The organism is Stenotrophomonas sp. 57 (genome assembly GCF_030291075.1).
GTDB lineage: Bacteria > Pseudomonadota > Gammaproteobacteria > Xanthomonadales > Xanthomonadaceae > Stenotrophomonas.
On the sequence record NZ_CP127407.1, the window covers coordinates 2,688,903 to 2,715,710 of the forward strand.

At 63.4% G+C, this 26,808-nt stretch carries 24 protein-coding genes and 2 pseudogenes; 8 read left to right on the forward strand and 18 right to left on the reverse strand.

Going from position 1 to position 26,808, the window contains the following annotated elements; genetic code table 11:
* Positions 1-32 precede the first annotated feature (32 nt).
* Both QP512_RS12495 and QP512_RS12500 read left to right on the forward strand, forming a co-directional pair.
* Positions 33-686 (forward strand): hypothetical protein, encoded by a 654-nt coding sequence (locus tag QP512_RS12495; protein ID WP_286068887.1) that lies wholly within the window; start codon positions 33-35, stop codon positions 684-686.
* Positions 683-2,011, forward strand: coding sequence for an XVIPCD domain-containing protein (locus QP512_RS12500; RefSeq protein ID WP_286068888.1), 1,329 nt, complete (start codon positions 683-685; stop codon positions 2,009-2,011). Before QP512_RS12495 ends, QP512_RS12500 begins: the two co-directional genes overlap by 4 nt.
* A 54-nt stretch (positions 2,012-2,065) precedes the next feature.
* On the opposite strand, the gene QP512_RS12505 is transcribed toward QP512_RS12500, so the two are convergent.
* The 18 genes and pseudogenes from QP512_RS12505 to QP512_RS12590 form a co-directional block, all read right to left on the reverse strand.
* Positions 2,066-2,956, reverse strand: a complete 891-nt coding sequence (locus tag QP512_RS12505) for a hypothetical protein (protein WP_286068889.1) — start codon at positions 2,954-2,956, stop codon at positions 2,066-2,068.
* A gap of 466 nt (positions 2,957-3,422) precedes the next feature.
* Entirely contained in the window at positions 3,423-4,430 is a 1,008-nt protein-coding gene (locus QP512_RS12510) for an XVIPCD domain-containing protein (protein ID WP_286068890.1), read from the reverse strand.
* A gap of 57 nt (positions 4,431-4,487) precedes the next feature.
* Positions 4,488-5,024 carry a hypothetical protein gene (locus tag QP512_RS12515; protein WP_286068891.1) on the reverse strand — a complete coding sequence of 179 codons (537 nt, stop codon included), beginning with the start codon at positions 5,022-5,024 and terminating at the stop codon, positions 4,488-4,490.
* Positions 5,025-5,615: 591 nt separating this feature from the next.
* A complete protein-coding gene (locus QP512_RS12520; RefSeq protein ID WP_345783087.1) occupies positions 5,616-6,149 on the reverse strand; it encodes a DUF4189 domain-containing protein in 534 nt (177 codons plus the stop codon).
* 760 nt (positions 6,150-6,909) lie between these two features.
* Positions 6,910-7,215: pseudogene (locus tag QP512_RS12525) on the reverse strand (type VI secretion protein); the annotation flags it as partial.
* A 1,056-nt stretch (positions 7,216-8,271) separates the two neighbouring features.
* Positions 8,272-9,414: a type IV secretion system protein gene (locus QP512_RS12530; protein WP_286072040.1), complete on the reverse strand. Its 1,143-nt coding sequence runs from the start codon at positions 9,412-9,414 to the stop codon at positions 8,272-8,274.
* Between the two features lie 64 nt (positions 9,415-9,478).
* Positions 9,479-10,267 carry a hypothetical protein gene (locus QP512_RS12535; protein ID WP_231298632.1) on the reverse strand — a complete coding sequence of 263 codons (789 nt, stop codon included), beginning with the start codon at positions 10,265-10,267 and terminating at the stop codon, positions 9,479-9,481.
* 32 nt (positions 10,268-10,299) lie between these two features.
* Positions 10,300-12,747, reverse strand: coding sequence for a VirB4 family type IV secretion/conjugal transfer ATPase (locus QP512_RS12540; protein WP_164191462.1), 2,448 nt, complete (start codon positions 12,745-12,747; stop codon positions 10,300-10,302).
* An 82-nt stretch (positions 12,748-12,829) separates the two neighbouring features.
* Positions 12,830-13,138 (reverse strand): VirB3 family type IV secretion system protein, encoded by a 309-nt coding sequence (locus QP512_RS12545; RefSeq protein ID WP_080392955.1) that lies wholly within the window; start codon positions 13,136-13,138, stop codon positions 12,830-12,832.
* Positions 13,131-13,478: a TrbC/VirB2 family protein gene (locus QP512_RS12550; protein WP_229302304.1), complete on the reverse strand. Its 348-nt coding sequence runs from the start codon at positions 13,476-13,478 to the stop codon at positions 13,131-13,133. The genes QP512_RS12545 and QP512_RS12550 overlap by 8 nt, the downstream gene beginning before the upstream one ends.
* A 637-nt stretch (positions 13,479-14,115) precedes the next feature.
* Positions 14,116-14,592, reverse strand: a pseudogene (locus tag QP512_RS20350) (lytic transglycosylase domain-containing protein); the annotation flags it as partial.
* 3 nt (positions 14,593-14,595) lie between these two features.
* Positions 14,596-15,639 carry a P-type DNA transfer ATPase VirB11 gene (gene virB11 / locus QP512_RS12560; RefSeq protein WP_049455400.1) on the reverse strand — a complete coding sequence of 348 codons (1,044 nt, stop codon included), beginning with the start codon at positions 15,637-15,639 and terminating at the stop codon, positions 14,596-14,598.
* A gap of 14 nt (positions 15,640-15,653) precedes the next feature.
* Positions 15,654-16,907 (reverse strand): TrbI/VirB10 family protein, encoded by a 1,254-nt coding sequence (locus QP512_RS12565; protein WP_286068894.1) that lies wholly within the window; start codon positions 16,905-16,907, stop codon positions 15,654-15,656.
* Positions 16,904-17,683 carry a TrbG/VirB9 family P-type conjugative transfer protein gene (locus QP512_RS12570; RefSeq protein ID WP_049455402.1) on the reverse strand — a complete coding sequence of 260 codons (780 nt, stop codon included), beginning with the start codon at positions 17,681-17,683 and terminating at the stop codon, positions 16,904-16,906. Before QP512_RS12570 ends, QP512_RS12565 begins: the two co-directional genes overlap by 4 nt.
* The gene (locus QP512_RS12575) at positions 17,680-18,729 is read right to left on the reverse strand and encodes a VirB8/TrbF family protein (protein WP_286068896.1); all 1,050 of its coding nucleotides are present in this window, start codon (positions 18,727-18,729) and stop codon (positions 17,680-17,682) included. The genes QP512_RS12570 and QP512_RS12575 overlap by 4 nt, the downstream gene beginning before the upstream one ends.
* An 89-nt stretch (positions 18,730-18,818) precedes the next feature.
* Positions 18,819-19,265: a hypothetical protein gene (locus tag QP512_RS12580; protein ID WP_012480646.1), complete on the reverse strand. Its 447-nt coding sequence runs from the start codon at positions 19,263-19,265 to the stop codon at positions 18,819-18,821.
* Between the two features lie 427 nt (positions 19,266-19,692).
* A complete protein-coding gene (locus tag QP512_RS12585; protein ID WP_286068898.1) occupies positions 19,693-21,372 on the reverse strand; it encodes a type IV secretory system conjugative DNA transfer family protein in 1,680 nt (559 codons plus the stop codon).
* A 36-nt stretch (positions 21,373-21,408) separates the two neighbouring features.
* Positions 21,409-21,666 (reverse strand): hypothetical protein, encoded by a 258-nt coding sequence (locus tag QP512_RS12590; protein ID WP_005410128.1) that lies wholly within the window; start codon positions 21,664-21,666, stop codon positions 21,409-21,411.
* 130 nt (positions 21,667-21,796) lie between these two features.
* Here QP512_RS12590 and QP512_RS12595 point away from each other — a divergent pair, with 130 nt between their 5' ends.
* The 6 genes from QP512_RS12595 (at position 21,797) to QP512_RS12620 (ending at position 26,800) form a co-directional block, all read left to right on the forward strand.
* Positions 21,797-22,216: a phosphohydrolase gene (locus tag QP512_RS12595; protein ID WP_286068903.1), complete on the forward strand. Its 420-nt coding sequence runs from the start codon at positions 21,797-21,799 to the stop codon at positions 22,214-22,216.
* A gap of 127 nt (positions 22,217-22,343) precedes the next feature.
* Complete coding sequence (locus tag QP512_RS12600) at positions 22,344-23,555, forward strand: MFS transporter (protein WP_286068905.1); 1,212 nt, start codon at positions 22,344-22,346, stop codon at positions 23,553-23,555.
* 152 nt (positions 23,556-23,707) lie between these two features.
* Positions 23,708-24,184: a hypothetical protein gene (locus QP512_RS12605; RefSeq protein ID WP_286068907.1), complete on the forward strand. Its 477-nt coding sequence runs from the start codon at positions 23,708-23,710 to the stop codon at positions 24,182-24,184.
* Positions 24,185-24,287: 103 nt separating this feature from the next.
* Positions 24,288-24,554, forward strand: a complete 267-nt coding sequence (locus tag QP512_RS12610) for a hypothetical protein (RefSeq protein WP_286068909.1) — start codon at positions 24,288-24,290, stop codon at positions 24,552-24,554.
* 207 nt (positions 24,555-24,761) lie between these two features.
* Complete coding sequence (locus tag QP512_RS12615) at positions 24,762-25,010, forward strand: hypothetical protein (RefSeq protein WP_286068911.1); 249 nt, start codon at positions 24,762-24,764, stop codon at positions 25,008-25,010.
* 86 nt (positions 25,011-25,096) lie between these two features.
* Positions 25,097-26,800: an ATP-binding protein gene (locus QP512_RS12620; RefSeq protein ID WP_345783120.1), complete on the forward strand. Its 1,704-nt coding sequence runs from the start codon at positions 25,097-25,099 to the stop codon at positions 26,798-26,800.
* Positions 26,801-26,808 lie beyond the last annotated feature (8 nt).

Here is a 26,808-nt window from a genome sequence, read left to right on the forward strand (position 1 = left end):
CATATTCACCTCTACCCCCAAGGAGGCCGACATTGCGCCACAAGATGATCCCGTGCCTTGCTCTGCTTCTATTGACCGCCTGCAACCCGGAGACCGCCATGAACCAGGAACGTGCCGCTGCCGAAGCCGATGTCGCCCAGGGTGGGCGCGGCCTCGCCAAGCTAAACCCCAGCCCGCGCAAGGCTTATGAACTGGTATTGCGCCTGAAGGACGCTCCCGGCGATTTCGCGGTGGTCGAAGGCGTGGCGCAGTACGACGTCACCAACGAGGATCAGTGCGGCCACATCGAGCCGGCAACCGGCACCGCCGCCCGCATCACAAGCCAGGAACCTGTGGAGCTGCGCAGGGTCGCTGAGGGCGAGTATCGCGGCACCGTGTACCTCGACCGGATGCTGGATGAGGACTACTACGGTCGTGGCGTCTGCAAATGGGCATTCAGCGGCGCCGGCGCGATGTTGAAAGCCACCGGCGCCGAGGGTGAGACCCGCTTCCTGTCGTTCATTGAGGCAGCGCCCTTCGTCAAAGGCGAGACCGAGACTCGCCACTATCCTCGCGCAGACTATCCGCGCGTGAATGAGATTCCTGATTACGGCGCAAGCGGCCAGGAAGATCCCACCAAGTTCCGCCCTGAACTGCGGAATGCGCTGTTCTCCGCTTCGCTTGAAGCCAGCGAGGTCCGCCAATGAGCCTCAACAGCCAAGACTATGCTGCGCTATCCGAAGATGCATACAAGGATTATGCAGTCGGTCGTCGTGCACCTGGCCAAGAAGAAATCGTCCCGATCAACGGGCACAAATACAAGATTCTCGAGCACGTTGATAATCGACTGAACGGTTATCAGGGAACGATCTACCAGCGAGTCGACACCAATGAAATTGTCGTCGCACATCGCGGAACCGAACAAATCGCACGCGATGCGATTCTGACCGATGGCGGCATGGTCGTTGCCCGCACCAATGTGCAGGCTCCAGACGCCATCGCGCTGACTCAACGCGCCATCGCTTACGCCAAGAAGGAGGGGCAGGATCTCGGGCAGCGTCCACCCGAAGTCACCGTCACTGGCCACTCCCTCGGCGGCGCCCTCGCCCAGATCACCTCGCACCATTTCAACGTCAAGGGCGAGACCTTCAATGCCTATGGCGCGGTCAGCCTCAGCTACCGCATCCCGGAAGGCGGCAACACCATGATCAACCACGTCATGGCCTCCGATCCGGTCAGCGCCGCGTCGCCGCATTTCGGCCAGGTGCGCATCTATGCGAAGCCGGATGAAATCAAGACACTCGCCGCAAACGGCTTCAGCAACCATCCGATGCGCGCCCTGATCCCGGACAGCCCGCTCATTGCAGCAGGCAGCTCGTTCGGTGCGCACAAACTGGGCAACTTCCTCGGCGACGGCTCGGCACTCAAGCACCCGGAAACGCAGACGCTGGCCAAAGACAACGCCAAGATGATCGAGGAGTACCGCGACGACGTAGAGTCACTGCGCCGTGGCGTTACCCGTGCAGCGCGAGGCATCCCGGGCGGCGCCATCGATCTGTACGACCACATCCGCGGCCCGCTGCAGCCCGGTGAGCCGGCACGCCGCGAGGCGGAGAAGAACGGCCATCACACCAGCATGCTGCGCATGGACGATGCCAACCACCTGGGCAACCCATTGTTCAACGACGCGATCCGCGGCGTGCATGCGCAGGACGTGCGGGTCGGGCGCGTGCCGGACGTGATGAGTACGCAGCTGGCCGGCAGCCTGGCGGCCGAAATGCATGCCGCAGGTGGCAAGCGCATCGACGAAGTCGTGATGAATGCCGATGCATCGCGCAGCTTCGCGGTGCAGGGCCAGGGCGGCGACCCGGCACACCTGCGCGTGTCGGTGGATACCGCGGTGGCGATGAACACGCCGCTGGAGCAGAGCAGCCAGCGCATCGACCAGCAGGCCGCCGGTCAGCGCCTTGCGCTGGAGCGCGACCAGCAACTGGAACAGCAGCAGAACCAGACCCGCAGCATGCAGGCCTGATGGATGGCGCGGGAGCCGGTCATCCCGGCTCCCGCTGCACGTCGGCACTCCCGCTCAGGGACCGGAGGCAGCCATCGGCGCGGAGGTACCGGCCGTCACAAACAGATCCGGGCCGGAATCCGGGAAGCCGCCGCAGGCCCGATCTCCCGGTGCCACCGGGTCGCAGGGCCACTGGCTGCGCGGGATCTTCTCGCGCAGCTCGAAGCGATCACCGGTCCAGACCAGGAAGGCGAGGTGCTCGCGGTTCCAGTCACTGAACGCACGCGGGCCACCCTTCTGGGCGGTTTCCGGGTACTGCACGAACCAGCGCATGGCCGGGCCGAACTGCAGCTTGCTGTGATCCAGCGTGATCCTGCCTTCGCGAGCCAGCTGGCGCGCACGATCGGCTTCCGTCAACGGTGGCATGGCCGGCATGATCTCGGCCGTTACCTCCCTCGGTGCAGCATCGCCGCGCACCTGGTATACGCGCTGGGCGATGTAAGCCTCGCGGCACTCACCGGCCGGCACGCGCACCGGCTCCTGCGCCTGCACCGTGGTCCCGGCCGCCGGATTGCTGCAGAGGAAAGGCGCCGACACCAGATAGAACGTGCTTTCGGCGTCACGGCCCTCCAGCGAACGCACCCAGACATCCCCCATCCGCGCAATGAAGTCCGGACGCTGGCCAAAGCCCGGTACCGCCTTGAACCACACCTTCTGGCGCACCTCACGCTCGCGCCAGCTGCGCGGCAGGTGAATGTCCTGCTCAGGCAGTGCGACCAGCACGGCCGCCAGGTGCGCCGGCATCTGCCCCTCACAGGCACCGATCAGCAAATCACCCTGTGCGGCCAGACGTCCGGCCAGATCAACCGGGCAGCGGGCGCCCAGCGCGCGCTCGGTGGCCTGTTCCGGCGGCAACGGCACGATGGCGAGTGCAGGAGGCGGCGGCGGATTGGGGGCGCCCACCACGGAGGGTGATTCGGACGCCGCAGACGGCGCGGACGTGGGCGCTGCCGCTTGGGTCTGGGTTGGCTCGGATGCAGGGGCCGGGTCTTGCGCCGCAGCGGATGCAGGAGAGCGCATCGCCGACGCCTGAGCCACCGGAGCCGGTGCATCCGGCACTCCGGTGGCATCAACCACCGTCGGCGCGGCCAATGCAGGCGCGGCTGCCAGCTCGGTCACCGGCGGAGCCTCCGGCAGCGGTGGTGGCGCGTCCTGGGCCTGCGCCAATGAGGCCGCCAGACTCAATGACAGGAGCCAGACCGGTGACGGGCTCGGCCGGACAGGCGTGAAGCTGGCAACGGCGTGCCGGAACACTGGAAGTACGGTTCGCATGTGGTGTCCTTACGTTGGGTTTCCCTATCGGCGCCGATAAGCGCCACGCGTCGTGCGTCCAGCGCCTGCGGGCCTCCACCCCGCAAGCGCCCCCCTTGAATCATATTGAGCGCGAGCGCTGCTCCTGCTCACGGGCAACCGAAGCTGCCTGATCCTGTTGCGAAACACTGGCCGCCATCTGCTGGCTGCTTTGCGCCAACGGCTGCTGGGCGGCCTGTTCCCTGTCTATGGACGCGCGCAGCATCGCCGGATCACCCAACGCGCCCTGCACCGCAAACAACGTGCGTCCGTCGTTGCCCGCCAGCAGATGGTCAATGCGCGACATCCCGGCCTTCTGTGCGCTCAGCGCCAGTGCGCCGGCCGCATTGTCCAGTTCCTGCGCACTGCGCAGCCCGCTCTGCGGCCCCATCTGCTGCAGGTGCTGGCGTGCGTTCTGGAACAGGACGTGTCCCGGCTCGCCCGGCTGCGACATGTCCCGTGCACCGGCCTGCTGCGCCGGCGCCCCGACTTCGCCTCTATCCAGCCGCACCATCACGTCCGGCGTCAGCTTCTGCTGCCAGACCTCGAAGCGCTGCTGCCGGGCCTCGATGCCGTTGAGCGCGCCATTGATCGCACGCGTGGCCTCGCGCACATCCTCGCGCGCCGCCTCCGGCACGCGTGTCTGCCATTGCCAGACCGCGATGCGGCCGGCGTGCTCGGGCTGCGCAGCCAGTTCCGGATGGTTCACCAGGTCCAGGTCCAGCGCCTTGCCGGCACGCTCGTAATTCTCCTTGCCAACCAGCGGCAGGTAGCCGCGGCCGTGATACTTCAAAGCGTCGCCCGGCGCGTCATTGCCCATCCGCCCGCCGTACATCAGCTCGGCCAGGTTCTCCGGCCGGCCACGCAGCGCCTCCTGGCGGGCGCTCTCCAGCGCACCATTGCCATTACGCCACGCGGCCTCGACCGGGATCTGCGAGATGCCCCGGGTGAAGTTGAAGCTTTCATTGAGCCGGCTCAGGCCACGCGACTCGTGTCCGGCCTGCGCCATGAAGTTGGCCAGTTCCCGGGACGAGGTGATGCCGGCCTCCGTGGCCTGTCGCAACAACTGCGACTCTCTATCCTGCGACACGGTCAAACTCCTGCTCGATCATCGTGGGGTCCTCCTGCCTCCTCACAGGCGCGGCACTCAAGGCAAGCTCACGTCGGCAACCACGGACGGATCGAAGTCCTCAAACCGCACCCTGCCCAGTTCGGCCACCGAGAAGTCACGGGTGTGGGTTGCCTCGGTCTCGGTGTCGACCACCCGTCGCTGCACGCCATGGACCCAACAGACCTGCTCGGACGGCGCGTAGCGGAACGTATAGGTGCTGCTCCAGCGCTCGCGGCTGCCGCCGTTGGTGATCACGCTGAAAGCGCCATCCTCGATCGTCACGTAGGCGAAGGGATCACCGGCAATGCCGCCGCGGGTAGAGCACGGCACCAGCTTGTCGTTGCGCGCCGCCAGCTGCCATTGTCCCGCGGCATCGCCCAGCAGCAGCAACAGCACCCGGTTGGGACCGTGCTCTCCGGGCACCAGGCCATCGGGGGCGGGCTGATCGATGACCAGCAACTGGTCGTCGATGCCATTGCCGGTCAGATCACCGCGCACGGCTTCCAGCAGGTTCGCGCCGGACGGCACGAACGCCAGGGCATTGTCCATGTTCGTGCCGCTCCCCTTCTGCATCCGCTGCCACTCCTTCAATCCCGTCCTGCCAGTACGCGTGCGCCGGCCGGGATACCGCGCAATGCGCCGCAGGCCCCGGTGTCCGCCAGAGCGGATGATAGCCCCGGCCCTGCGGTGGTGGTGTTTTGGGTGTGCGTCACCCGCACCGCGGGTCGTCAGCGTCCTCATGGACGGGAAAGCTCCTGCGTTCGATGGCACCGATGCGCCGGAATTTTGACGCGCACGCAGCTTACTTCGAGGAGGCTTCAGTCGTCGAAGGGGGAACGCAGCGAAAAGCGGACTTGATCACATAAAAGCGGGAGTGGCGCTGATGGATCCCGGTTCGGGATGCACCATCCGTCAGCGCCCGGCAATTGTTCGTGCGGACCCGGCGAGGTGGGTCACGGCTCGGCGCACGCTACCATCGCCGCATGGGCTCCTGGCAGCCCACCCACTGTAGGACCCAAAGCGCGAGCCTCACCCCTCCCAACGCGACTGTGCGGAACTGACACCGCAAACAAACCCGGCGGCAGCAGCAACCAACACCCCGGCCAGACCGCATTTCATCATCCCAGCCTCCTGATTCAGTGGCACAGCGGAGAGGCCGCAGCATCAATACGCCTTGAAGATCGGCTTTGTGCAATCCGAGTAGAAAACCTCGCATGCCCCTGCTTGATCATTCGTGCAGCCTTTCTGAGCTTCGCGCTCTGCCACGTCGAGTGTCGGCCCTCGTCCAATGCCAGAGCCACCCTGACCTGTCCGGCCGCTGGGAACTACCCATGCCGCACACTGATTGAAGTAGGCAAGCACAACCTCGCAATCGTTCGCACCCGCGGAAGAACATTTGCCAAGGGCTTCCTGCTCCGCTCCACTCTTCCTTCGCTGCCCTGTCGACACACCTGCATCCGAAGTTCGCTTGGATGTGGCAATTGCACCCCAGGTGGTGATCCATTCTCCAGACGGTTGTGGCGACGAAACGGGAGCGGTCATCCCGCCATTGTTTGCTCCCGGGATAGGCGCACAGCCCTGTACTCCCTGTCCTCCGATCGGATACATACCAGGGGGGCAGTTGCCCTCCGCGCTTGCGGACGAGAATGCCAGCCAGAGCATTGCTGCTACGACCACTTGAATCAAACGACTAGTCATTGTCACTCACTCGCGTCCGATACAATTTCCAACCATCTGCGAACATGCATGAAGTCTCCGGGGCACGCTGGAAAAAGCCCAAGTCATATCAGACGCTGTCACGCATAGTGCCCCCCTTCCGACGCGGCATGCATGTCTGCTGACAGCCATCATGCAGAACCTGGCGATCAACGATACGCCCTGAACTCCGACATACTGCAGGCCGAGTAGGCCACTTCGCACGCGCCTCCACCATTCACAGAGGCGCATTCCTTCATCGCGAGCGATTGAGCTTCGTCAAGTGTTTCAGCGCTGGCAACGATTGAATTTCCGGCAGCCTCTCCGCCCGAGCGGGGCGACGGATCGGCGATCGCGGCGCATTGATCGTGATAGCTCAGACGAATCTCACACTTGCTCCCTCCTCGCCGGACACATCCGTCGATCGCCGCCGCTTCCGCAGCTCGCTTCGATTTCTGGGATACGGAAACACCAGTTGCCATCAAGCCACCAGTTGCTGGTTTTTTGTCCTCAGCGATGGCTCCCCAGCGCGTCTCCCATTTCCCGGCCGGAACCGGCGCAGAAGATCCAGTGGAGGGAGAGCTGCTTCCGCCAGGAATAGGCGCACACCCGCCGACGCCCTGCCCTCCAACAGGGTACTGCCCAGGGGGACATCTCCCCTCCGCCAGAGCGGAAAAAGGGGCTATCAGCAGCGCGGCCGCAAGAAAGAACTTGATCATAGTGTTTACTCCAATCCCTGAATCATGCGCTGATCAAGCCTCAACTAACTTCCAGCAGCCTTGCCATGCGTACCAGGCCCAAGACTTCCGCTAGACCCGCCTTCACCTATAGACCTTCCACTGGTTGCATAGGTTACTGGTGGTGAAACATGCTTCTCCGCATTAGAAGTCTGAGGCGGCATGTAACTACCCGGCGGCTGGCCGTTTGAGCTGGGCGCCTGCGCTACCGGGCTACCACCTATCTGCGAACATGCCATGAAGGTACCCAGGGTGCCCTGGAAGAACATCGCGGCCATTGGGGGCGCAGTCAGGATCAGTGTCGTCAGGATCAGGCCCATGCCGCCCTGCTGCCAATGGCCCCGATGCGCCGGACTTCTTTCGCGCACGCAGCTTACTGCGTGGAGATTTCGGTCGTCGAAGGGGTCTAGAGCGAAAAACGGACTTGATCATACAAAAAGCACGGTTATCGTGAATGATTGCTTAGTCGTTCGCGTGAGCATTCGCTACGGACACCTTGTACAGCGTGGCTATCCTGGTTCGCATGCCGAACACCCAGCTGAAGCATCGATGGATCAGCACCTTCTAAACATTGAACAGAGGCTCAGTGCAATCTGCGTAAGATGCTGTACGTGCTCACGACGGTTGGTTCCAGCACCTCCCTTGAGGCGCCCCCGTAGCCTCCGCCTGCGCCAGACCGTATCCATGCCGGACAGGGACTATGTACTTCCCCCGCTCAGGGTGATCCAGAAAGCGCACCAACTGAAGGAAGTCATGCCGCCCCTGATCACGCGCCCAAAAGGCGGCGCACGCTTGCACAGCTTCCCGTTCTGCGCCGTTGACCTATCCGAAGTCTTATCAGTACTTCCGGAAGACGGGCAAGGAGCATTCGGAATAGACGACGGCGCACTTTCCGCCTCCGGTATCCCGACAATGACCAATTGCATTTCCAGCGACGGTCTCTGCATCTACCGCCGTATCCAAGGAGCCCTGCCCCTTTCCTGAGGACGGTACAGCGAATGCAACGCATTGGTTGTAATAGGTGACCGAAGACTTGCAGTCCTTTGCACCCTCTGCGGCGCACTTCTTGATCGCCACATCCACCGCACGCCGCTCGCTGGACTCATTGGCTGCGGTGCCGACGAGATTTGACGTAGGCGATTCAGCCACGGCTCCCCATCTCGTCAACCACTCCCCCAACGGCTGAGCAGGAGCGGGAGCAGAGGGCGATGCCGTTCCACCAACTGCACCAGGAATTGGCGCGCAACCCTGGACACCCTGCCCACCAATCGGATACGACCCTGGGGGGCACCCACCTTCTCCTGATGCGGAGTGTACGCATAACAACAATACAACGAGAACTATGTAGGTCAAAGTCGTTCGCATCATGGCCTCCAATTCCCGAAGAGTTACGAATTCATTGTTCCAGCATTGCCGCGCTGCCCACTCTGAATCGGAGATTCAGTGGTCGCGCCTCCAAATCTAGGCATCGTATCTTGAACCGGAACCTGACTTGAGGCCCTCGAATTGGTGGGAACAGGAGGCATGTACATTCCTCCGCCCGACCCACTAGAACCCGGCGGCTGCCCATTCGGACCCGGCGACGTCGGCACCGCGCTACCGCCTATCTGCGAATATGCCATGAAGGTACCCAGGGTGCCCTGGAAGAACATCGCGGCCATTGGGGGCGCAGTCAGGATCAGTGTCGTCAGGATCAGGCCCATGCCGCCCTGCTGCAGCGCCATGCTGCTCATGCCCTCGGTCAGGTTCGACCCCAGCAGTGCACCCAGCGCGGATGCGCCCCAGAACGAAGCCGCCACGCGTGCCACCATTTCCATGGCAATGCCGGTCATCGCCGCCAGCACCGCCATCGAGAACATGGTGCCGATGCCATAGAACAACCATCGTTGGAACAGCGACTTTGTCTGCTCGAACAGCAGGCACAGGATGAACAGTGGTCCGAATCCGATGAACAGCGCCAGCGCGATCTGGTACAGCAGCAGCATCGCACCCGCAGTCACGGCGGGACCGCCCGTTCCCAGGCCGATGAACCACATCGCGCGGGTCTTGGCACTATCCAGCGCCACGTCGCCGGCCACATCCAGCACGCTTACCGACGTGAGTGCCAGCTGCATGTAGCCCAGGTTCTTGTCGATCAGCTCCTCCGCGGTCGACTTCTTGCCGGTCACAATGTAGGTGATCTGGTCCTGCACATCGCCGGTCAGGAAGTTCTGCAGCTTGGTTCCGAACATCGCCATCGACGTCGCGACGGTAACGATCAGGGCGGCGCGCGCCATGTTCGTCATCAGCGCAGCCATCGAGTCACGGCTCCGTCCGGTCACGATGCGGAAGCCTTGGATGAGCACCCACAGCGTCATCAGCACCAACGCCATCGTGCCGACCCAGGTCATCATCCGGCTCAGGATACCGTTACCGAAGTTGGTGATCTCGTCGCGCAGATAATCCAGGATCAGCCGGAAGAAGACGAAGTCGCCCACCGACGCGAACAACGTGCCGTGCAACAGATCATTGAACACCATACCGTGCATCATTCCCTGACTCATCACATCACCCGCCCCGCATCGGGGCCCTGCTGGAGTGCGTTGCGCACGTGATTCACTTCGAAAGCGCGGCCTTCAGCGCGCCGGCCTTGATGACGCTGCCAATCGGATTGCGCTCGCCACGCAACGCGCGCTCGGCCAGGTTCTTCTGCCGCCCCTGAAGGGCAAGAATCTGCTGATCGTAGACCTTGACGGTGGTTTCCCACTTCTTGAATGCCTTATCGAGTTCGACCGCGGTTGCCGTGTTGTTGGAGATATCCTCCTGCAGCGCGCCTTCGTTCTTGAACGCATTGCGGATCCGGCGCAGCTGCTGCAGCATCTGCTCCATTGCCGGCATGGACATCTGCACGACCTCGACGGTCTCGTTGTACTTCTTGTTCTCAAGCACCTGGATGTACGAGCAGATCGCACGCTGCTGCGCGCCGATATCGCCACCCGGGCTCATGTTCAGCACCGCCATCAGGCCGCTCATGCTGATCATGGAATCGCCACCGCACTTTTCGGCCACGTTCCAGTTTTCGGGAATCTTGGTCAGTGTGGGCGTCGGCGGCATCAGCGGCGAAGCAATGATCTGGGTCCAGTTCTGCAGCTTGGACAGCCAGTTGTCGATGGTCTTGCCGTACTGCTCTGCCGTCTGGCTCCAGCGCGCGGCCGTCTCGAAGTACTCCTTGCCGGCCTTCATCTCCTGCAGGAAGTTCATGACCCAGTTGAACGGGTCATAGACGGTCATCGCCTGCGCCGGGCTGGTGCCGGTGCTCACGGTCAGGCCCAGCGTCAGTACGGCGGCCATCAGGGGCGCCATGCGACGCCGGCGAATGGGCTTGCGTTGGGTTTCGGTCGTCATGGCAGTTTCCTTGTTCGTTTGAGTGGGCAGGTTCATGCCGTCTCCTCCTGATCCTGTTCGGCCCGCTTGCCCGAGCCCTTTCGATTCTTGTAGAACGCGTCCAGCCACTGATCCGGGGTCAGCTCGTCCACCGTCACACGGTTGCGGACCGCTGCCGTCTGCAGCACGCGATGCATGATGTCGATGTTGTCGGTCGAGGCCGAGATCACCGACAGGATGTCGTCCATGCCGCGCAGGTTGAGCTGGCAGACGCTCGAGGCATGACCCTGCTTGACCAGGAAGCAGCGCGAACGCTCGTCCAGCGCGGTAACCACCTTGAACTCGGCCTCGGTCAGCTTCAGGCCATCCATGTAGTCGCTCTTGCTGGCGTTCGGGTTCGGCAGCAGGATCAGCGTGGCGGTCTGTTCGATCAGCGCCGCGGAGATGTCGCTCTTCAGCGCATCCTCCGGGCTCTGCGTAGCGAAGATGCCCAGACCGTTCTGCTTACGGATGGTCTTCTGCTTGTTCTTCGCGAACTCCTTCAGGCCACCCTCGCCGTCCAGGATCTTCCAGAATTCGTCCATCACATAGATCAGCGGACGGCCGTCGATCAGTGACTCCAGGCGGTGCAGCAGGTAATTGATGACCGGCACGCGCACTTCAGGGTTGTCGATGATGTCGGTGTAGTCGAACCCGATGATGTTGGCCTTGCTGAGATCAACGGTATCGACCGGGTTGTCGAACACCCAGCCCAGCGAGTTGCCCGAGGTCCAGCGGCGCATCCGCGCGTAGAGACCGTCATCGCCCATGTTGGGCAGGCTCTTCTGGAAGTTGGTCATGCTGCGCAGGTGCATCGGCGTATCGAGCATGCTCTCCACCGCGCGGTAGATGTCCTCTTCCTCACGGGCGCTGTACTCGCGCTTGCCGGCCAGCACCTTGATCAGGTCGGCCAGGAACTGCACGTTCGACTCGTTGTTCTCGCACTGGAACGGGTTGAAGCCGGTCGGCGCACCGTTCTCCAGCGCGAGGTAGTTGCCACCGCAGGCGCGCACGAAGATCTCCGCGCCGCGGTCCTTGTCGAAGAAGAAGATGGTCGGTGACGGCTCGTACTTCTGGACCTGGCTGAGCAGGAAGTTGATCAGCGCGGTCTTGCCGGTACCGGATTTGCCGATCACCATGGTGTTGGCGATGGCCTTCTCGCCCAGCGAGTTCTCCGACGGATGGGTCGCGTGGAAGTTGAAGTAATACGGCTGGCCGTTGGTGGTCTGCAGCGTGGTGACGCAGTCACCCCAGGGGTTGTTGTGCTGCTTGCCGGTGGCAAAGTTGTGCAGCGGCGACAGGCCCAGGAAATTCAGCGAGCTGACATTGGCCAGGCGCGTACGGTAGCGCCAGTTGCCCGGCAGCTGCGAATAGAACGACGAGGTAACCGCGAGGTCTTCCTTGGTCGACACGAACCCGGCATTGGACAGCTCGGCGCGGGTCGAGGCCACGTTCTGCGAGAGCTTGGCCTGGGTATCGCCGTAGACCGCCATGATGAAGTGGTACTCGCCCAGCACGAAGTTGCCGGACGACAACTGATCCATGGCCTGGTCCAGCTCGACGATCTGGCTGACCGCCTTGTCGCCGGAGGAGATCATCATGCCCTTGGTGCGGTCGAGCACCTTCAGCGCGTCCTGGCGCCCCATCGGGCTGAACGAATGGGTGATGACATACTCGTAGTCCAGGTACTTCAGGCCGTTGAGAATGCCCGGGTAGGTGCCCTCGGCATACTCCTTGATGTTGAGGATGGCACCGAAGTGGTTGGCACCATTCGGGGTGTTGATGACAAAGTCGCCGGTCTTGGCCGAGAACATGTGCCGGCTGACCGGCAGGTAATCCTTGATCGGCGCCGGCAGCACCGGAACCGGCTCGTCGATGCGGTTGATCAGGTAGCCGAACAACTCCAGCGTCTCGGAGAACACCACGCCATTCTTTGCCTCATACATGCCCAGGCGATACGGCGCGTAATCACGGATCACTGCCTCGACGTTGCCGGCCAGCTCCATCAGCTTCTCGATGGCCTGTTCCTGCTCGGCACGCAGGCGATCGACGTTCGCCGACTTCTCCACGAAGCGCTTACCCGATACCACCGGGCGATAGATCATGGTCAGGTACAGCTCGTTCTGCATGATGCGCTGCGAGGACAGCATGCCCATGTACTGATCGGACACGTCCTGGTTGAAGCGCTGCCGGTAGGTGCTCTTGCCTTTCAACGTGCGACGGCGCCGGATGTCGTGCACCCAGAAAGCCACGTTGACGAAGTCCGGCGCGCGCAGCGTCTGCAGCAGGCGATTGAAGGTGTTGTGCCGATGCTCGAGTTCCCATTCCTCACGTCCGACGAACGGCAGCCCCTCCAGGTACCAGGTCAACAGGTAGTCACCGCCCGTGGTCTTGACCACGTTCGGGGCGACATGCGTCGACAGGGGAATGAACTCACTGATGGAGGTATCTGGGCTGAACATACGACTGCTTCCAAAGAGTTGCTGCCAGGGAACTTCGAGGTGGCCTGGCGGGCAGCACGCGCCCGCCAGGCCATTCCGGACCTCAATCCATTCGGGCCGGCTTGTTGCGGTAATGATTCGGGTTGAATACCCACATGCCGTCGTGCTGCTGCACGTTGCGCACCCGCAGCTTGAACATCAGGCGCAGGCCCATCAGACGAAAGATCATCTCGTCACGTTTGGCCATCTGCCGCATGATGAAGATTGCTACCGGAATGGTGAGCAGGAACCAGAAATTGGTGTAGACGCTCAGCAGCAGCAACCCACCTGCCACCATGAAGAATGGCAGGTAGGGAACGCCCAGGAACATTGCCGGGCGAGTGCAACCGCGGAAGACGACGTTCTTATGCACTGTAGTAGAGCACTGCCTGCTGGATCAGCATGCCGGTCTTGCCTTCGCAGGTGCCGTACTCGTCACCCAGCAGCATGCGGGCGATCTGGCCGGCGGCACCGATCAGGACGCCACCGATCAGGATCGGCGAGACCTCGCTGATTCGCTTGTGCGCGAAGGCAATCTGATAGCCGGCGAAGATGACCGCGATGGTGACGACGGCAATCGAGGCCATGTTCAGCAGGCCATTGATGTTGGAGAAGAAGCCGCAGACCTTGCCGTCGGTACCGCCGTAGTTGGTGGCGCCGTTGGTGGCGAACACCTGCGGGGCGAACAATGCGCCGACGAAGATCGTTGCCATCAGCAGGGTCTTCAGCGTGCGCTGGGCCTGGACGAGGTCGAGATTGGATCGCTTCATGGATTGATTTCCTTGTTGATGGACTAACACAACTGAATCGACCAGCCGGGGGACTGGCCGCACCACGACTTCGTCAGAACACGAAGGCCGCATCCCCTGCGGGAATCTGCTGCACCGGCGCGCCCTGCGCCGGCGCGTTGTACGAATCTGCGCTTTCCGCCACCGGCAGGTTGCGTTCGCTCCACGGACGCAGCATCACCGGGCCATTGTCGGTGCCGCCCACGGCACCAGGAAGCTGTTGCGGCATTGCCAAGCTGTTCTGGGACGGCAGGCGTTGGGCCATGCCCTGCGGGAACTGCGCCTGCTGCGGCTGTGCAGCCCCGCCCTGCTGACCTGCCTGCTGGGGCTGCATCATCCGGTCCACCGACCCCAGGACGACCTTGGACAGCGCCTGATCGGCAATATTCAGCAGACTGCCGCGCGCCATCGCACCGGTGGACGGGTACACCACGTACGCACGTGCCGGATCATCCGAAGGTACGTACACCGGTCCGTTCGATTGGGCCACGATGCGCGCCTGTGCCGGCGACGCCAGCTGCGGGTGATGCTCGATCTTCACGCTGCGGCGCTCGCCACGGCTCACCACGTCAATCGGCGCAACGCCATTGCTGGCGACCTGCTGCCCACGGCGGATCGAGTCGTAGACCTTCTGCACATAGCCGTGACGGAAGCCCGTTTCGAAATTGCCCGAGTAGTAGCAGCTGAACGACTTGCCCCAATCGCCACCCGAGCGCTTGTAACACTCGGCGAGGATGCGGGATCCGGCCTGCAGGTTCGGGCACTGCTGGAACGCTTTCTCGTACGAATCCAGCCCGTACTTGCCCAGGTTGTAGCGGTTGACCTGGGCCAGGCCGATGGAGAAGTTGTAGCCCTTCTCTTCCAGCATGCGCACGGTGGCCAATGCCTCGTCCAGCGCCTTGGGCTGGCGCACCAGCGCTCCACCCACCACGCCTATCGCGTAGGGATTGCGCGACGATTCGACATTGATGACGTGCTGCATCACGTCCATCGACACGGCCATCTCCGGGCACGCCATCATTTCAAGTCCTGGCAGCATCCCTCAGCCCTCCTGCCCCTGGGCACGCCCAGGATTGAAGTCGATACCGGTGATGTAGCGCGAACCGGCATGCGCCTTGATGTGGACGACGATGTCGATGGTCATCATCAGCAGGCGCTTGATCACGTTGAATTCCAGGCCCGAGCCTTCGCTGGAAGCCTTCACCATCAGTGCCAGCTGGTCCCAGGTCTGCTCCGGGCTGCCGGCGTGGCAGCTGGTGATCGAGCCGGGATGGCCGGATGCGCAGTTGCGGATGAAGTAGAACGCTTCATCGCCTCGCAGCTCGGCGAGGATGATGCGTTCGGGCTTCATGCGCAGGCAGGCCTCCATGCAGCTCTTGGCAGTGACATTGCTGGCGCTCTGTCCACCCTTCGAATACAGCAGGTGGACCACGTTGGGCTGGGTCAGAAACAGTTCGCGGGCGTCCTCGATCGTGACCAGGCGCTCGCTGTCGGGAATGTGATTGACCAGCGCCTTCATGAAGGTGGTCTTGCCGCTACCGGTTGCACCCGATACCACGATGTTCTTGCGGTACATCACCGCACGCCGGAAGAACTCGGCGTATTCGCGTGAATGGCGCAGCTCGAGCAGCTCGCGGTCATGCTCGCTGATGCTGCCGTCGCTTTCCAGGATCTGGTTGAAGAATCCATCCTCGTGGTACTGCGTGAGCGACTTGGTGTGCTTGGACGGCAGGCGGATGGTGATCGACACTTTGCCCGCATCACAGGCCGGTGGAATCACGAACTGCGCACGCTGACCGGTCGGGAACGTGAGCGAGACCACCGGATCGGCATCGGTGATGCGCTGCCCGGTGTTGCTCTCGTTCACCACCGCCGTGCAGAACTGCCGGGCCCGCTCGAAGGTCAGGCTCGGCACCTCCACCCGCTGCCACCCGGCCCGGGTTTCCAGGTACAGCTCGCCGGGACGGTTGATGCAGATTTCCGTCACTTCCGGCGAAGTCATGTACTCGGCGATGCCCAGCACTTCGTACTGATAGCGCAGGAAGTCGCTGGAGACGAGGGCGAGGGGTGACACTTCAGCGTCCATGGTCGTTCGTTGGGTTACCGGCGGGGATGCAGCACGTTGGTGAAATCGACGTCCTTGGCGACGTAGACATTCACCACGGTGCCCTGGTTGATGGTGACGGTGGGCGGACGGCGACTGCTGCCGAGAGCTTCGTTGGCCAGGCGCTCCATGGTGCGTGCGGTGGCGCTTTCATAGGGCGACTGGATGGTCATGCCGTTGTTGGCCACGGTCGTGGTCTCCGGACCGTGCTCGGCAGCGGCGTACTTGAACGCGTCGGCCAGCAGGCTGATCATCAACGCCGAGGCGATACGGCTGCCCCAATGCGCGCTGTACTGGCCTGGATGGCCGGCGCCGCCCAGGCCATCGGTACCGGGGCTGGACATGGCCACGTCGATGCCATTGGGGGTGGTGATGCGATCCCAGATGACTTCCACGCGCTTTCCGGTGGGACCACCACCGTAGGCGCCATAGATCTTGGAGCCCTTCGGCAGCAGCAGGTTGCGGCCATTGATCGAGTACACCGGCTCCGTCAGCAGGCACGAGGTGTAGCCAGCGATGTCGGTGATGATGCGGGTCTCCAGCACGCAGCGCAGGTACGTGCCCCGCACCAGCAGTGCATCCGGACTGCGGATGTAGGTGGCACTGGAGACATCCTCCACATCCGGTCCACGGCGCACCTTCTGCGGCTGCGCTTGCGGATTGGCCGCCGCCTGCATGGCCGCGATCATCGCCTGGTTGTAGTCGGAGCCGCTCTGGCCGTTGGCGGCGCCGCCCGCCTCGCTTCCGCCCACGCCGGAGCCGCTGCCCATGCGACGGTCCATCAGCGTCGGTCCGCGATCATGATCCGCCTTGGCCTCGTTGCCCATCGGGAAGCCCGGCATTGGCACTTCCTGCTGCGGCGGAGGCGGCAGCATCGGGATCGGATCGGCAACCGCGATCGGGGGCGCCGGCTCGGTCGCCCCGACAACGCTCGGAAGCTGCGGCGTGGTGGCGCGTGCTTCTTCCTGCGGTTTCTTCTGCTCGGCTGCATCGTCCTGCCCCTTTCGGAACAGCAGGAAACCCATTGCCATCAGCAGCAGCACGATACCGCCCAGGAACAGCAACGCCTTGCGGTTCAGGCGCTGTTCCTCCGCCGAGCGCAGCTGCGGGGCTCCTGCATCAAGATCAGGCGCGGCCTGCTGTTCGGTTGCGTTGCCGAAGTAAGGATTGGACGGCGGCTCCTGGCCTGCGGCGCCTTGAGAATAGGGAGACGGGTTCGCGTCGTTGCCCGGGGTGTTCTGCTGACTCATTTCTTCACGTTCCTTCGCAGGCCGACGACGAAGTCGCCGTGGCGGATGACCAGGTACGGGTAGGTCCCGTGCACGATCAGCGTGTTGCCTTCAACCGTGGTGTTGACCACGAAGTCTTCACCGTATTCCGTTTCACGACCGAAAACGGCCGGGAAGATGCCGGTCTTGTATTCGGGCGAGTTCGGCAGCTTCAGATAGGTGAAACGGCTATCGTCATAGGCGTTGACCGGGATCAGCCAGCCCATCTTCTTCGCCTTGCTGGTCGAGTAGGAGTAGTTGAAGTTGTACTGGCGATCCTTGGCCAGTTCAGCGCTCAGCAACGGCTTGGCTTCTTCCTCGACCGCTTCCTGGGCGACGCCGAACACGGTGTCATTCGGATAGACGAAGGCGATCTTGTACTGCACGCCGGCACGACGCGCCTGCTCCAGCTGACGCCAGTCGGTCGCCACCACCTTCAGTTCGAAGATGTAGGAGTGGGTTTCGGTGCGCACCATCATGTTGGTGTCCACGTCGACGTTCTTCGGCTTGAGGTAGAACACGTTCTCGCGGCGCGTCAGCTCCCAGCCGCTGCTGAAGCCGGTACTGTAGTCGAGGATCTTCTCGTTCGGGCTCAGCTCGATCTGGGTTGTCAGTCCCAGGCCGGTGCGAACCGGATAGATGCGGTCCTTCTCGTATTCGTAGTGGTCCACCGCCTGCGCCATCGCTGCTGCAGAAAACAACAGCGACAACATCGACAGCAGCGCCAGCGCGCGTCCCCTGATCTTTCGACTACTCATCGGTTGCTTGCTCCATCAGCAGTTCCGGTGGAATTGTTCTGCACCGGCCTCATGGCCGGCTGTCCGGGCATGGCCTGCCCCGGCATTGCTTGCCCCTGCACGGGCTGTCCCGGCACAGGCTGGCCTGGCATCGGCTGGCCCGGGACCTGGCCGTTGGCCGGCACCGGTGCGGCGACCGGCTGGCCGGTGACCGGGTCGATCATGGTGGCGGCGGCCGGATTGTTCGGGTCGTACACGCCTTGCGCCTGCTGCGCTGCCTGCTGTGCCGCCTGCTGGGCCTGCGCCTGCATGGCGCCGTCGTCCGGCACCGGAACGCCACGCGAGTAGTCGTTGTCGACGCGATACTCGGTGACCTGGAAGGCCAGCGGATTGAGGATGCGATCCTGCTCGGACAGCGCCAGGTTCTGGTTGTACTCGAAGCGCATCGTCACCAGCTGGTTGTCAAGGTACGTGGACGCACCGGTGCGCTTGTCCAGCAGGCTGCGCTGGATGCGTACCGAGGCGCCGCGGAAGCTGCCATTGGGCTCTGCGCCCAGCGGCGTGATGCTGAGGATCTTGACCCGGATGGCCTTCTCCCGGCCGTACATCACGAACGGGTTCTGCGGGTTGTTGCCGGCATATCGCTGCCGCATCGACTGCGACACCGGGCCGTTGGACATCACGAACACCAGTTCCCAGTCACGCAGGCCCATCACCGCCGAGTCGTACGATTCGCGCGCCAGCACGTACTGGGCGACGTTGCTGCGGTTGATGGCTTCGTTGGCGGTGATGGTCTCGCCCTGGAACGTGCCACGCAGTCGCGCCACGGTAGCGGTACCCGTATAGGCATCGGCCATCACCAGGAACGGCACTTTCTCCTTCAGCGGCAGCATGTAGTAGTAGCCGCCAGCCAGTGCGAGCGACATCAGCAATGAGCCGGTGGCCACCCACCAGGCACGGCGCTCACTGCGACGCGCCATATCGGCCACGGTGATCTCGTAGCTGACCGCCTTGGCGACCGACTGCTCGACCTTGGGACTATTGCCGGGATCCTTCTTGCGGAACATGGATTCTTCCGTACTGCTGAAACATCAATGGGCGTGGAGCCCCTGCGACAGGCGCGGGGAGCGGCACGTTCGATGATTTCTATGTGGACTCAGGTGCCGCTGTTGGAATCAGCGCCCTGCGCCGACGCGGTGGGCGTCGAGCCAGCGCTCTGCACAACGATCTGGTTGCCGACGATGGAGACGGAGATGCCTTGCGCCGCATACGCTGCGGTGAGGTCGATCACGGCCTGCTGCGCGTTGGTGGTGTCGATGTTCGAAACCGCGCCATACAGGGTGAAGTCCGAGCTGAGGCGATAGTCCAGCGTGCGTCCGGAATCCTTCGCCCAACGCTCGAGCATGGCTTTGAGCGTGCCATCCATCGGCGAGGCCTGGTAGACGTAGCTGGAATACAGCGGAATTTCGGTCGTGGCCGCGGCGAAGCGGTTGACCGGCTTCCAACGGCCTCCAAAATCGGGGGCGGACTTGGTGGCACAGCCTGCCACCATCAGCGCCGCGACTGCGGCGATGGACATTTTCGCGATAAACGCCTGATTCATACGGGCTTCACTTTGACGTACGAAAAAGCAGTCCCGAGCGTTGGCTCCCTGGTCGTCCGGCGCTGCATGGCGCACGCCGGAATCGGGGAGGCGCGCTGGCATGCAGCACACCTGCCCCGGCTCCCCTGCAGCCCGAAAGCTGCCAACCAAGTCGCGGGGCCGCCAGACACTGTCGACGACACACCCGCATACCCTCACCAACGTCGAAACCATCCTTGTTTCCATGGCACAAACTCCTGGCCACCCTGCGTTACAACTTTTGCCATCCAACACGCACTTCTGGATGACGCACACAGAGTTACACACCCACGCGTCAATTCCATGTCAGACAAGTCTGAAAATCTATGAACAGATGCCCAATTTTTGACTCAGCTCACGTTTTCATGTCGATGAATATGAATCCATGTCACATATTTAGCGACGTGAATTAGACGTTAAGCATGGGAACATCGACTTTCGGCAGCAGCCGCGAAGTGAAGTAGCGGTCCTTGTAATAGCGGATCTTGTCGCATTTCACCGGATGCGGTATGCCCTCGTAGAGGAACACTTCCTTGTCCGGCCCCATCGCCTTCAGCTCCTGCGGGAGCATCAGCGCACGGCGCTCCTCGGTGAAGTTGTGGGTCTTCTCACGGGCGTGGGTAACGTTCTTCTTTCGGATGGTGGTGTAGCCCAGCATGTCCGAATAGTCGTTGGCGTCCTGCTGCTCGCGCGGCGCGTACAGGATCTGCAGCGCGTGGTTGGTGATGATCGTTCGCGAGACTTCCCGGCCATAGGTGGCATCGAGCTGGGACATGCTCTGGATGATCGGCAGCAGGCGAATGTTGTAGCCGGCCATGTAGGACACTGCCGAGGCGATGATCTCCACCTTGCCGATCGAAGTGAACTCGTCCATCAGCAGCAGGCACTGGTACTTCAGGTCCGGATTGGACTTGGGCAGTTCCTTGGTATTGAGGTTGATCAGCTGGCTGAAGAACAGGTTGATGATCAGCCGGCTCTCGGCCAGCTTGTTCGGCTGGATGCCGATGTAGATGGTCATCTTCTTCCTGCGGACGTCGGTCAGCAGGAAGTCGTTGCTGCTGGTGGCCTTGTCCAGCACCGGATTGATCCAGGGATTGAGCGGTTCCTTGAAGGTGCCCAGGATCGAGGCGAAGGTCTCATCGGCCTGGGACAGCATGTTGGCGAACGCCGAGCGCGCGTTGGCGCTGAGGAACGGCCGCTCCGACAAGGCCTTGAGGTACTTCTTCAACTCGGTGCCGTCACCCGATGACAACCGGTAGACAGCGCCCAGCGTGGGCGTGCCCGAGCCGCCCGGGAAACCACTGCTGCGCTCGTCGTCCCAGTTCTCGAACAGATACAGGGTGAAGGCCATGAACGCGTTGCGCGCCTGGCTGACCCAGAACTTCTGGTCCTCGGCGCCGTCGGGATACAGCATCGCGGCAATGCTCATCAGGTCCGAAACCCGGAACGCCGGGTCATCGGACACGTAACTGAGCGGGTTCCAGCGGTGCGTACGGCGATCTTCTGCGAAGGGATTGAACAGGTAGATCTCCTGGCCCTGGCTGGCGCGCCAGCCGCTGGTCAGGTCGAAGTTCTCCTGCTTGATGTCCAGCACCACCAGCGATTCGCCATACTCCAGCAGGTTCGGGATGACGACGCCCACGCCCTTGCCCGAGCGGGTCGGCGCGGCCAGGATCACGAACTGCTGGCCGTCCAGCCGCACCAGCTTTCCGCTGTGGCTGCCAACCACGATGCTCTGCCCGGTCTTCTTGAACATGCCATGCTTGGCCAGGTCGGCGCCGGTGGCAAAGCGTGCATCGCCGTGCAGCGAACGCTTGTCCTTCTTCAGCAGCAGCACCAGGCCAGTGACCAGCAGCACCAGCAGCGGCAGGCCGAAGCCCACGTAGCCAGCCCATTTGATCTTGCCCACGAACGGCGCGACCTGCGGCTGGCCGATGGCGTGGTAGTACTGGTAGTACGTGTTCCAGGTGAACAGCTTGGTGTCCAGCCCCAGGAACAGCAGGGTCAGGTAGCCGGAAAACACGAAACCAAGCAGCAGGGTCGCCAGCGTGATGATGGCGATGATCGAATACTTCTTACTGGGCAACACCCGGATCCTCCATGATGCGCACGAGGGCGCGACGGCCTAGCGGCGGCGCCAGCGCGACGCCTTCTTCCGCAGGTTGTTTTCGTTCTCCAGCCCGGGCTCTTCGCCCTCTTCACGCACCCGCTGCAACAGCAGTTGGCGCGCTTCGGCCAGTGATACCAGGTCGGTCAGACGATCCCCATCGTCGGCGACGACCGCATGGCCGACCACATCGCCCGGAGCGTACACCGGCTCGTAGGACACTGCTACCAGCTGATAGCGGCCGCGGGTTTCCAGCACATGCCTGAATTCCTGCATCGCATTCCTCCTTGTCGGGTCAACACTGCGCCCCCTGCCCCGCCATCATGCCCGTCGCAGTGTCATCGGCGTATGCACAACCGCTGCGGTTTCTGCGCGAAACTGTCTGCGGACATCCAAGGAGACTGCAATGGACTGGGTAGCACTTGCACGCACACTGGCCACCGAGGCCCACACGGGCCAGATGGACAAGGCCGGCCAGCCTTACATCTGCCATGTGGCGCGGGTGGCGGCCGCAGTGCGCGGCGACGATGACGCCGAAGTGGTGGCCTGGCTGCATGACGTAGCCGAAGACTGCCCGGCGTTTGCCGCCCGGATCGAGGCATTTCCCGCACCGCTGCGCGAGGCGGTGCAACTGCTCAACCGCGACGCGGCGCCCGACGCGGACAGCTACTACGCGCGCATTGCCGCCCACCCGCTGGCACTGAAAGTGAAGCAGGCCGATCTGAATGACAACGCCGATCCGCAGCGCCTGGCAATGCTCGACGCGGCGACGGCCGGGCGCCTGCGCGGCAAGTATGCGCACGCCCGGGCCGCGCTGGGCATCTGATCGCGCAGCACGGTGGCGGGGTGGGCGAACATGCCACCGATCAAACGCTGATTTACCCTGACTGCGGCTGCCCTTGCTGCGATGCAGCAGTACAATGGCCGGCTCCCCGCCCCCATCGCGCCCCCGCATGAGCCCCAACTCTTCCCTGGCTGCGCGGCTGACGCCCCGTCAGCGCACCCTGATCATCCTCGCCCTGTCACTGGGCGGCTTTGCCATCGGCACCAGCGAGTTCGCCAGCATGGGCCTGATGCTGGAGATCAGCCGTGGCCTGTCGATCTCCGAGACCCAGGTCGGCCACCTGATCAGCGCCTATGCCATCGGCGTGGTTGTCGGTGCGCCCATCCTCGCCTTCGTCGGCGCCAGCTTCCCGCGCCGCAAGCTGCTGCTGGCGCTGATGGGCTTCTACGCCATCGGCAACCTCGCCAGTGCACTGGCACCGAACTACGGCACGATGCTGGTGGCGCGCTTTGTGGCCGGCCTGCCGCACGGCGCTTACTTCGGGGTGGCAATGCTGGTGGCGGCGGCGATCAGCCCGGCCGGCCAGCGTGGCCAGGCGATGTCGCGCGTGCTGCTGGGCCTGTCGATCGCGATCCTGATCGGCAACCCACTGACCACCTGGCTGGGCCAGCAGCTGAGCTGGCGCACCGCCTTTGCCCTGGTCAGCGTGCTGGCCATCGCCACCGTGGGGATGATCGCGCGCTTCCTGCTGCCAGACCCGGACGAAGTGCGTACCTCGCCGATGCGCGAACTGCGTGCCTTCAATACCACTCAGGTGTGGCTGGCGCTGGCGATCGGCGCGGTTGGCTTCGCCGGCATGTTCTGCGTGTTCACCTACCTGGCGCCGACCCTGGTGCAGGTCACGGGCGTGGCTGAATCGTGGATGCCACTGGCAGTGGGCGTGTTCGGTATCGGCGCGATCATCGGCAACATCGCCGGTGGCTGGCTGGTCGACAGGTTCCACTTCAAGGCCGCCGCCGTGGTGCTGCTCTGGTCCATCGTGATGCTGCTGCTGTATCCGCTGGCCGCGCAGTCAGCGTGGACGATCGGCCCGGTGATCATCACCGTCGGCACCATGGGTGCGCTGGCCGCGGTGCTGCAGACCCGCCTGATGGACGTGGCCGGCGAGGCGCAGACGCTGGCCGCCGCCTCCAACCATGCCGCCTTCAATACCGCCAATGCGCTCGGTCCGTGGCTGGGCGGCATGGCGATCAGCGCTGGCTTCAGCCCCGCCAGCACCGGCTACGTCGGGGCCGCCACCGCCATTGGCGGCCTGCTGTTGTGGGGCGTGGCGGTGATGCTGGACAGGAAGCGCAACGGCGCCGTCGCCGGCAGCCGCTGATCACCGCGACGGGGCTTCAGCCGCTGTCGGTACGGCGGCGGCGTCCCGGGCGGATACTGAGCGGGCGGGCTTCTCATCACTGGAGCGATGCTCCACCATCTGCATGGCCGGCGGCAGTCCGTCGCCGGTCGCAGCATGCAGAAGGACTCGACGTGGCAGCAGGACCGAACAGAAACCGCGAGAAGCTGCTCGATGACCTGCTCTCGCTGGGCCGCAACTGGGCGCTGGCCATCGCCATCGCCGGTGCCGGTGCCGCGGTCCATTACAGCGAGTCGGTGTACGAAGCAGGCATCTGGCGCGGCCTGTTGCCGACGCTCTGCTTCCTCGTCGCGATCATCTGGATCGTGCTCAGCATCATCCGCTTCGACCTGACCATCCAGCAGCATTTCCAGCGGAAGCTGTCACGCTGGCTCAGCCGTCTGCTGTATCTCGTCCTGCTGGGCACCGGCGTCACTGCCGTGTTCTTCGTCACTGAGCTGGCGGCCAACAACCACATCGCGCGGATGTGCGACTCGGTGGCCAACGAACCGGCCAGCCGCATCCACCGATCCGCCGAATGCCATTGGTTGTACCAGCATCGGGCGGCCTACCGGCAGCGGCTGGAATCGGCCGAGGGCGAGTTCGACTGAGGCCTGCACCGGCTGCGCCACGCGCACGCGAAAAACACATGACGTGGATATGCGGTCGGGCACAGTACCTGCGCCGCCCTTCCACTCAACGAGCCCGGCCGACATGTACTCCCCCGCCCCTGCGCGCCACGATGCCATTGCCCTGCAGGCGGGCGTGCTCGGCAGCGTGCTGGGCGTGGCGCTGTTCAAGGCGATCGCGCTGTCGGCACTGGCAAGTGGATCACTGATGGCCATCGGGCTGTGGCTGCTGGCCTGCGCGCTGCTGGGTGCCTGGGCACTGGCCGCCTACCTGGCCTGCCTTGCACTGAGTCGGCGCGTATTCGTGTTGATGCTGGCGCTTTGCATGATCCTGGCGATCTGCGTCGCCTGATCGCCACATGGGCCGGGCTATCGCGCAATTGTTACGAGATAACAAGTGTGCTGGGGCGGATTGCCTGTCTGAGCGGCGGGAAAAGGCATCACTGAAACCCACGCTCCTGATTGCTGCGTCTGTCTTGATCACGCCCATGCATCCAGCTGACTGCTCCGTCACGGCCGACCCGCAACGATGCGCTTTCCTTATCCTCTAGAGACTCAAATGCCGGAACCCTGCCACCCTGTCATCCGCGCCTTCGAGGCCGTGTTCGATCTGTCAGGCAGCGTGCAGCGCATCACCGCGCTTACTGTTACCTGCATGCATTGCTCGTCGACCAGCTCGGCCAGCGAACACAATCTGGTACAACTGCCGGGTGGAGCACTGTTCCGCTGCGATGGGTGCGGCTGCCACCAACCGGTCAGCCATGCCCGGCTGTCGGACTGGCAACCGGCATCGTTGCTGGGCATATGAGGCCGCTGCCCCTCGTGCCGCGGGTGTGCAGGGCTCCATGACACCCGCTCGGCTATGCTGCGCCCCCTCCTGTACCCATGGCGGCCATGCAACCTTTTCCCCTGCCTGTCTCTGCACCCGACCAGCTCGCCTACCGACTGCTGCAGGACAGTGACTGGGCCCGCTCGGCCACGGCCACCAGCGCGCCCTCCGAGCTTCGCACCTTGCTGGCCATGATCCTGGATTCGCCCGAACCCCTGTGGCTTGCCTGGGGCACCGAAGACAAGGCCTTCTTCTTCAATGATGCCTACCTGCCGATGCTGGGGGGAAAGCTGCACGGCGCGATGGGCAACCGTCTGGAAGATGTCTGGGCCGACGTGTGGCCGGACGTGGTGCATGCCGTCAACGACGCGTTTGCCGGCATCAGCCGGAGTTTCAAGAATCTGCCCTTGATGATGGATCGCGACGGAGTGCTGCGCGAAACATTCTGGACCTTCTCCTATTCGCCGCTGCGCGTCGGCTGCGGCAGCGTCGCCGGTATCCTGTGCGTGGTCAGCGAGCAGACCGAACGGGTGATCGAGCGGGACCGACACAGCCGCCAGGTGGCGGCGATCACCGAGCAGGCACGGGAGGCTCACCTGGAACTGGTGCGCGCCCGCGAGCAGCTGCGCCAGTCGCAGAAGCTGGAGGCGATCGGCCAGCTCACCGGCGGGGTGGCCCACGACTTCAACAATCTGCTGCAGGTCATCACCGGTTCGGTCGACATGCTCCTGCACACCTGGCCGACGGACGACAACCGGCGCCGGTACATCCAGGCCATTTCAACAGCGTCGGACCGCGCCACCAAGCTGACCGCGCAGCTGCTAGCGTTCTCCCGTCGCCAGAGCCTGTCGCCGGAGGTCTTCGATCTCTGCGAGAGCGTGCATGCGCTTTCGGACATCATCACCACGGTACTGGGTGCGCGCATCCAGGTCTCGTTGACCTTGCCCGGCACGCCGTTGCCGGTGCTGCTGGATCGGACGCAGCTGGACACTGCACTGATCAACATCGCAGTCAATGCCCGCGATGCGATCGAGGGACAGGGCAAGGTCACCATCGAGGTGGAGCGGGTAACCGCAGTGCCTTCAGTGCGCTTCGCCGCGCCGATGAAGGGCGATTTTGCCGCGATCAGCGTGACCGATACCGGCGCGGGAATCGACCCTGCCGTGGTCGACCGCATTTTCGAGCCCTTTTTCACCACCAAAAGCGTCGGCGCCGGGACTGGACTCGGTCTCAGCCAGGTGTTCGGCTTCGTCAAACAGTCAGAAGGCGAGGTGGACGTACAGAGCCGGGCCGGGACGGGTACCCGCTTTACGCTGTACCTGCCGCTGGCGCAGGAAAAAGGAACAATTGAGCGGCCAGCGATGCAACCGGGTCTGCAGCATGGTCACGGCGTCTGCGTGCTGGTTGTGGAAGACAACGTCGACGTGGCCGAGTTTGCCGTCGGAGCCCTGCGCGAGTTGGATTACAGCGTGGTACTTGCGCGCAATGCCGACGAGGCCCTGAAGGAGCTGGAACATGATGCCGGCCGTTTCCATGTCGTGTTCAGCGACGTCGTGATGCCAGGCATGAACGGCCTGGATCTGGCCCGCACCATCCGCAGTCGCCTGCCTGAGCTTCCCGTGATCCTCACCAGCGGCTACAGCGAGTTGCTGGCCCGGGATCCTGGCCATGGTTTCACGCTGCTGCGCAAGCCTTACTCACTGAAGCAGCTGGCCTCGGTGATGAGCGAAGCCGGGCGCCGCCCGCAGGCCGAGGTAGCAGCCCGCTAGCGGGCCGG

Excerpts from the sequence above, each read along its gene's own strand:
- QP512_RS12500 (WP_286068888.1), top strand. The coding sequence starts at position 683 with ATGAGCCTCAACAGCCAAGACTATGCTGCGCTATCCGAAGATGCATAC.
- QP512_RS12515 (WP_286068891.1), bottom strand. The coding sequence starts at position 5,024 with ATGCAGAAGGGGAGCGGCACGAACATGGACAATGCCCTGGCGTTCGTG.
- QP512_RS12520 (WP_345783087.1), bottom strand. The coding sequence starts at position 6,149 with ATGACTAGTCGTTTGATTCAAGTGGTCGTAGCAGCAATGCTCTGGCTG.
- QP512_RS12530 (WP_286072040.1), bottom strand. The coding sequence starts at position 9,414 with ATGATGCACGGTATGGTGTTCAATGATCTGTTGCACGGCACGTTGTTC.
- QP512_RS12535 (WP_231298632.1), bottom strand. The coding sequence starts at position 10,267 with ATGACGACCGAAACCCAACGCAAGCCCATTCGCCGGCGTCGCATGGCG.
- QP512_RS12540 (WP_164191462.1), bottom strand. The coding sequence starts at position 12,747 with ATGTTCAGCCCAGATACCTCCATCAGTGAGTTCATTCCCCTGTCGACG.
- QP512_RS12550 (WP_229302304.1), bottom strand. The coding sequence starts at position 13,478 with ATGGCAACGATCTTCGTCGGCGCATTGTTCGCCCCGCAGGTGTTCGCC.
- virB11 (WP_049455400.1), bottom strand. The coding sequence starts at position 15,639 with ATGGACGCTGAAGTGTCACCCCTCGCCCTCGTCTCCAGCGACTTCCTG.
- QP512_RS12565 (WP_286068894.1), bottom strand. The coding sequence starts at position 16,907 with ATGAGTCAGCAGAACACCCCGGGCAACGACGCGAACCCGTCTCCCTAT.
- QP512_RS12570 (WP_049455402.1), bottom strand. The coding sequence starts at position 17,683 with ATGAGTAGTCGAAAGATCAGGGGACGCGCGCTGGCGCTGCTGTCGATG.
- QP512_RS12575 (WP_286068896.1), bottom strand. The coding sequence starts at position 18,729 with ATGTTCCGCAAGAAGGATCCCGGCAATAGTCCCAAGGTCGAGCAGTCG.
- QP512_RS12580 (WP_012480646.1), bottom strand. The coding sequence starts at position 19,265 with ATGAATCAGGCGTTTATCGCGAAAATGTCCATCGCCGCAGTCGCGGCG.
- QP512_RS12590 (WP_005410128.1), bottom strand. The coding sequence starts at position 21,666 with ATGCAGGAATTCAGGCATGTGCTGGAAACCCGCGGCCGCTATCAGCTG.
- QP512_RS12595 (WP_286068903.1), top strand. The coding sequence starts at position 21,797 with ATGGACTGGGTAGCACTTGCACGCACACTGGCCACCGAGGCCCACACG.
- QP512_RS12600 (WP_286068905.1), top strand. The coding sequence starts at position 22,344 with ATGAGCCCCAACTCTTCCCTGGCTGCGCGGCTGACGCCCCGTCAGCGC.
- QP512_RS12610 (WP_286068909.1), top strand. The coding sequence starts at position 24,288 with ATGTACTCCCCCGCCCCTGCGCGCCACGATGCCATTGCCCTGCAGGCG.
- QP512_RS12615 (WP_286068911.1), top strand. The coding sequence starts at position 24,762 with ATGCCGGAACCCTGCCACCCTGTCATCCGCGCCTTCGAGGCCGTGTTC.
- QP512_RS12620 (WP_345783120.1), top strand. The coding sequence starts at position 25,097 with ATGCAACCTTTTCCCCTGCCTGTCTCTGCACCCGACCAGCTCGCCTAC.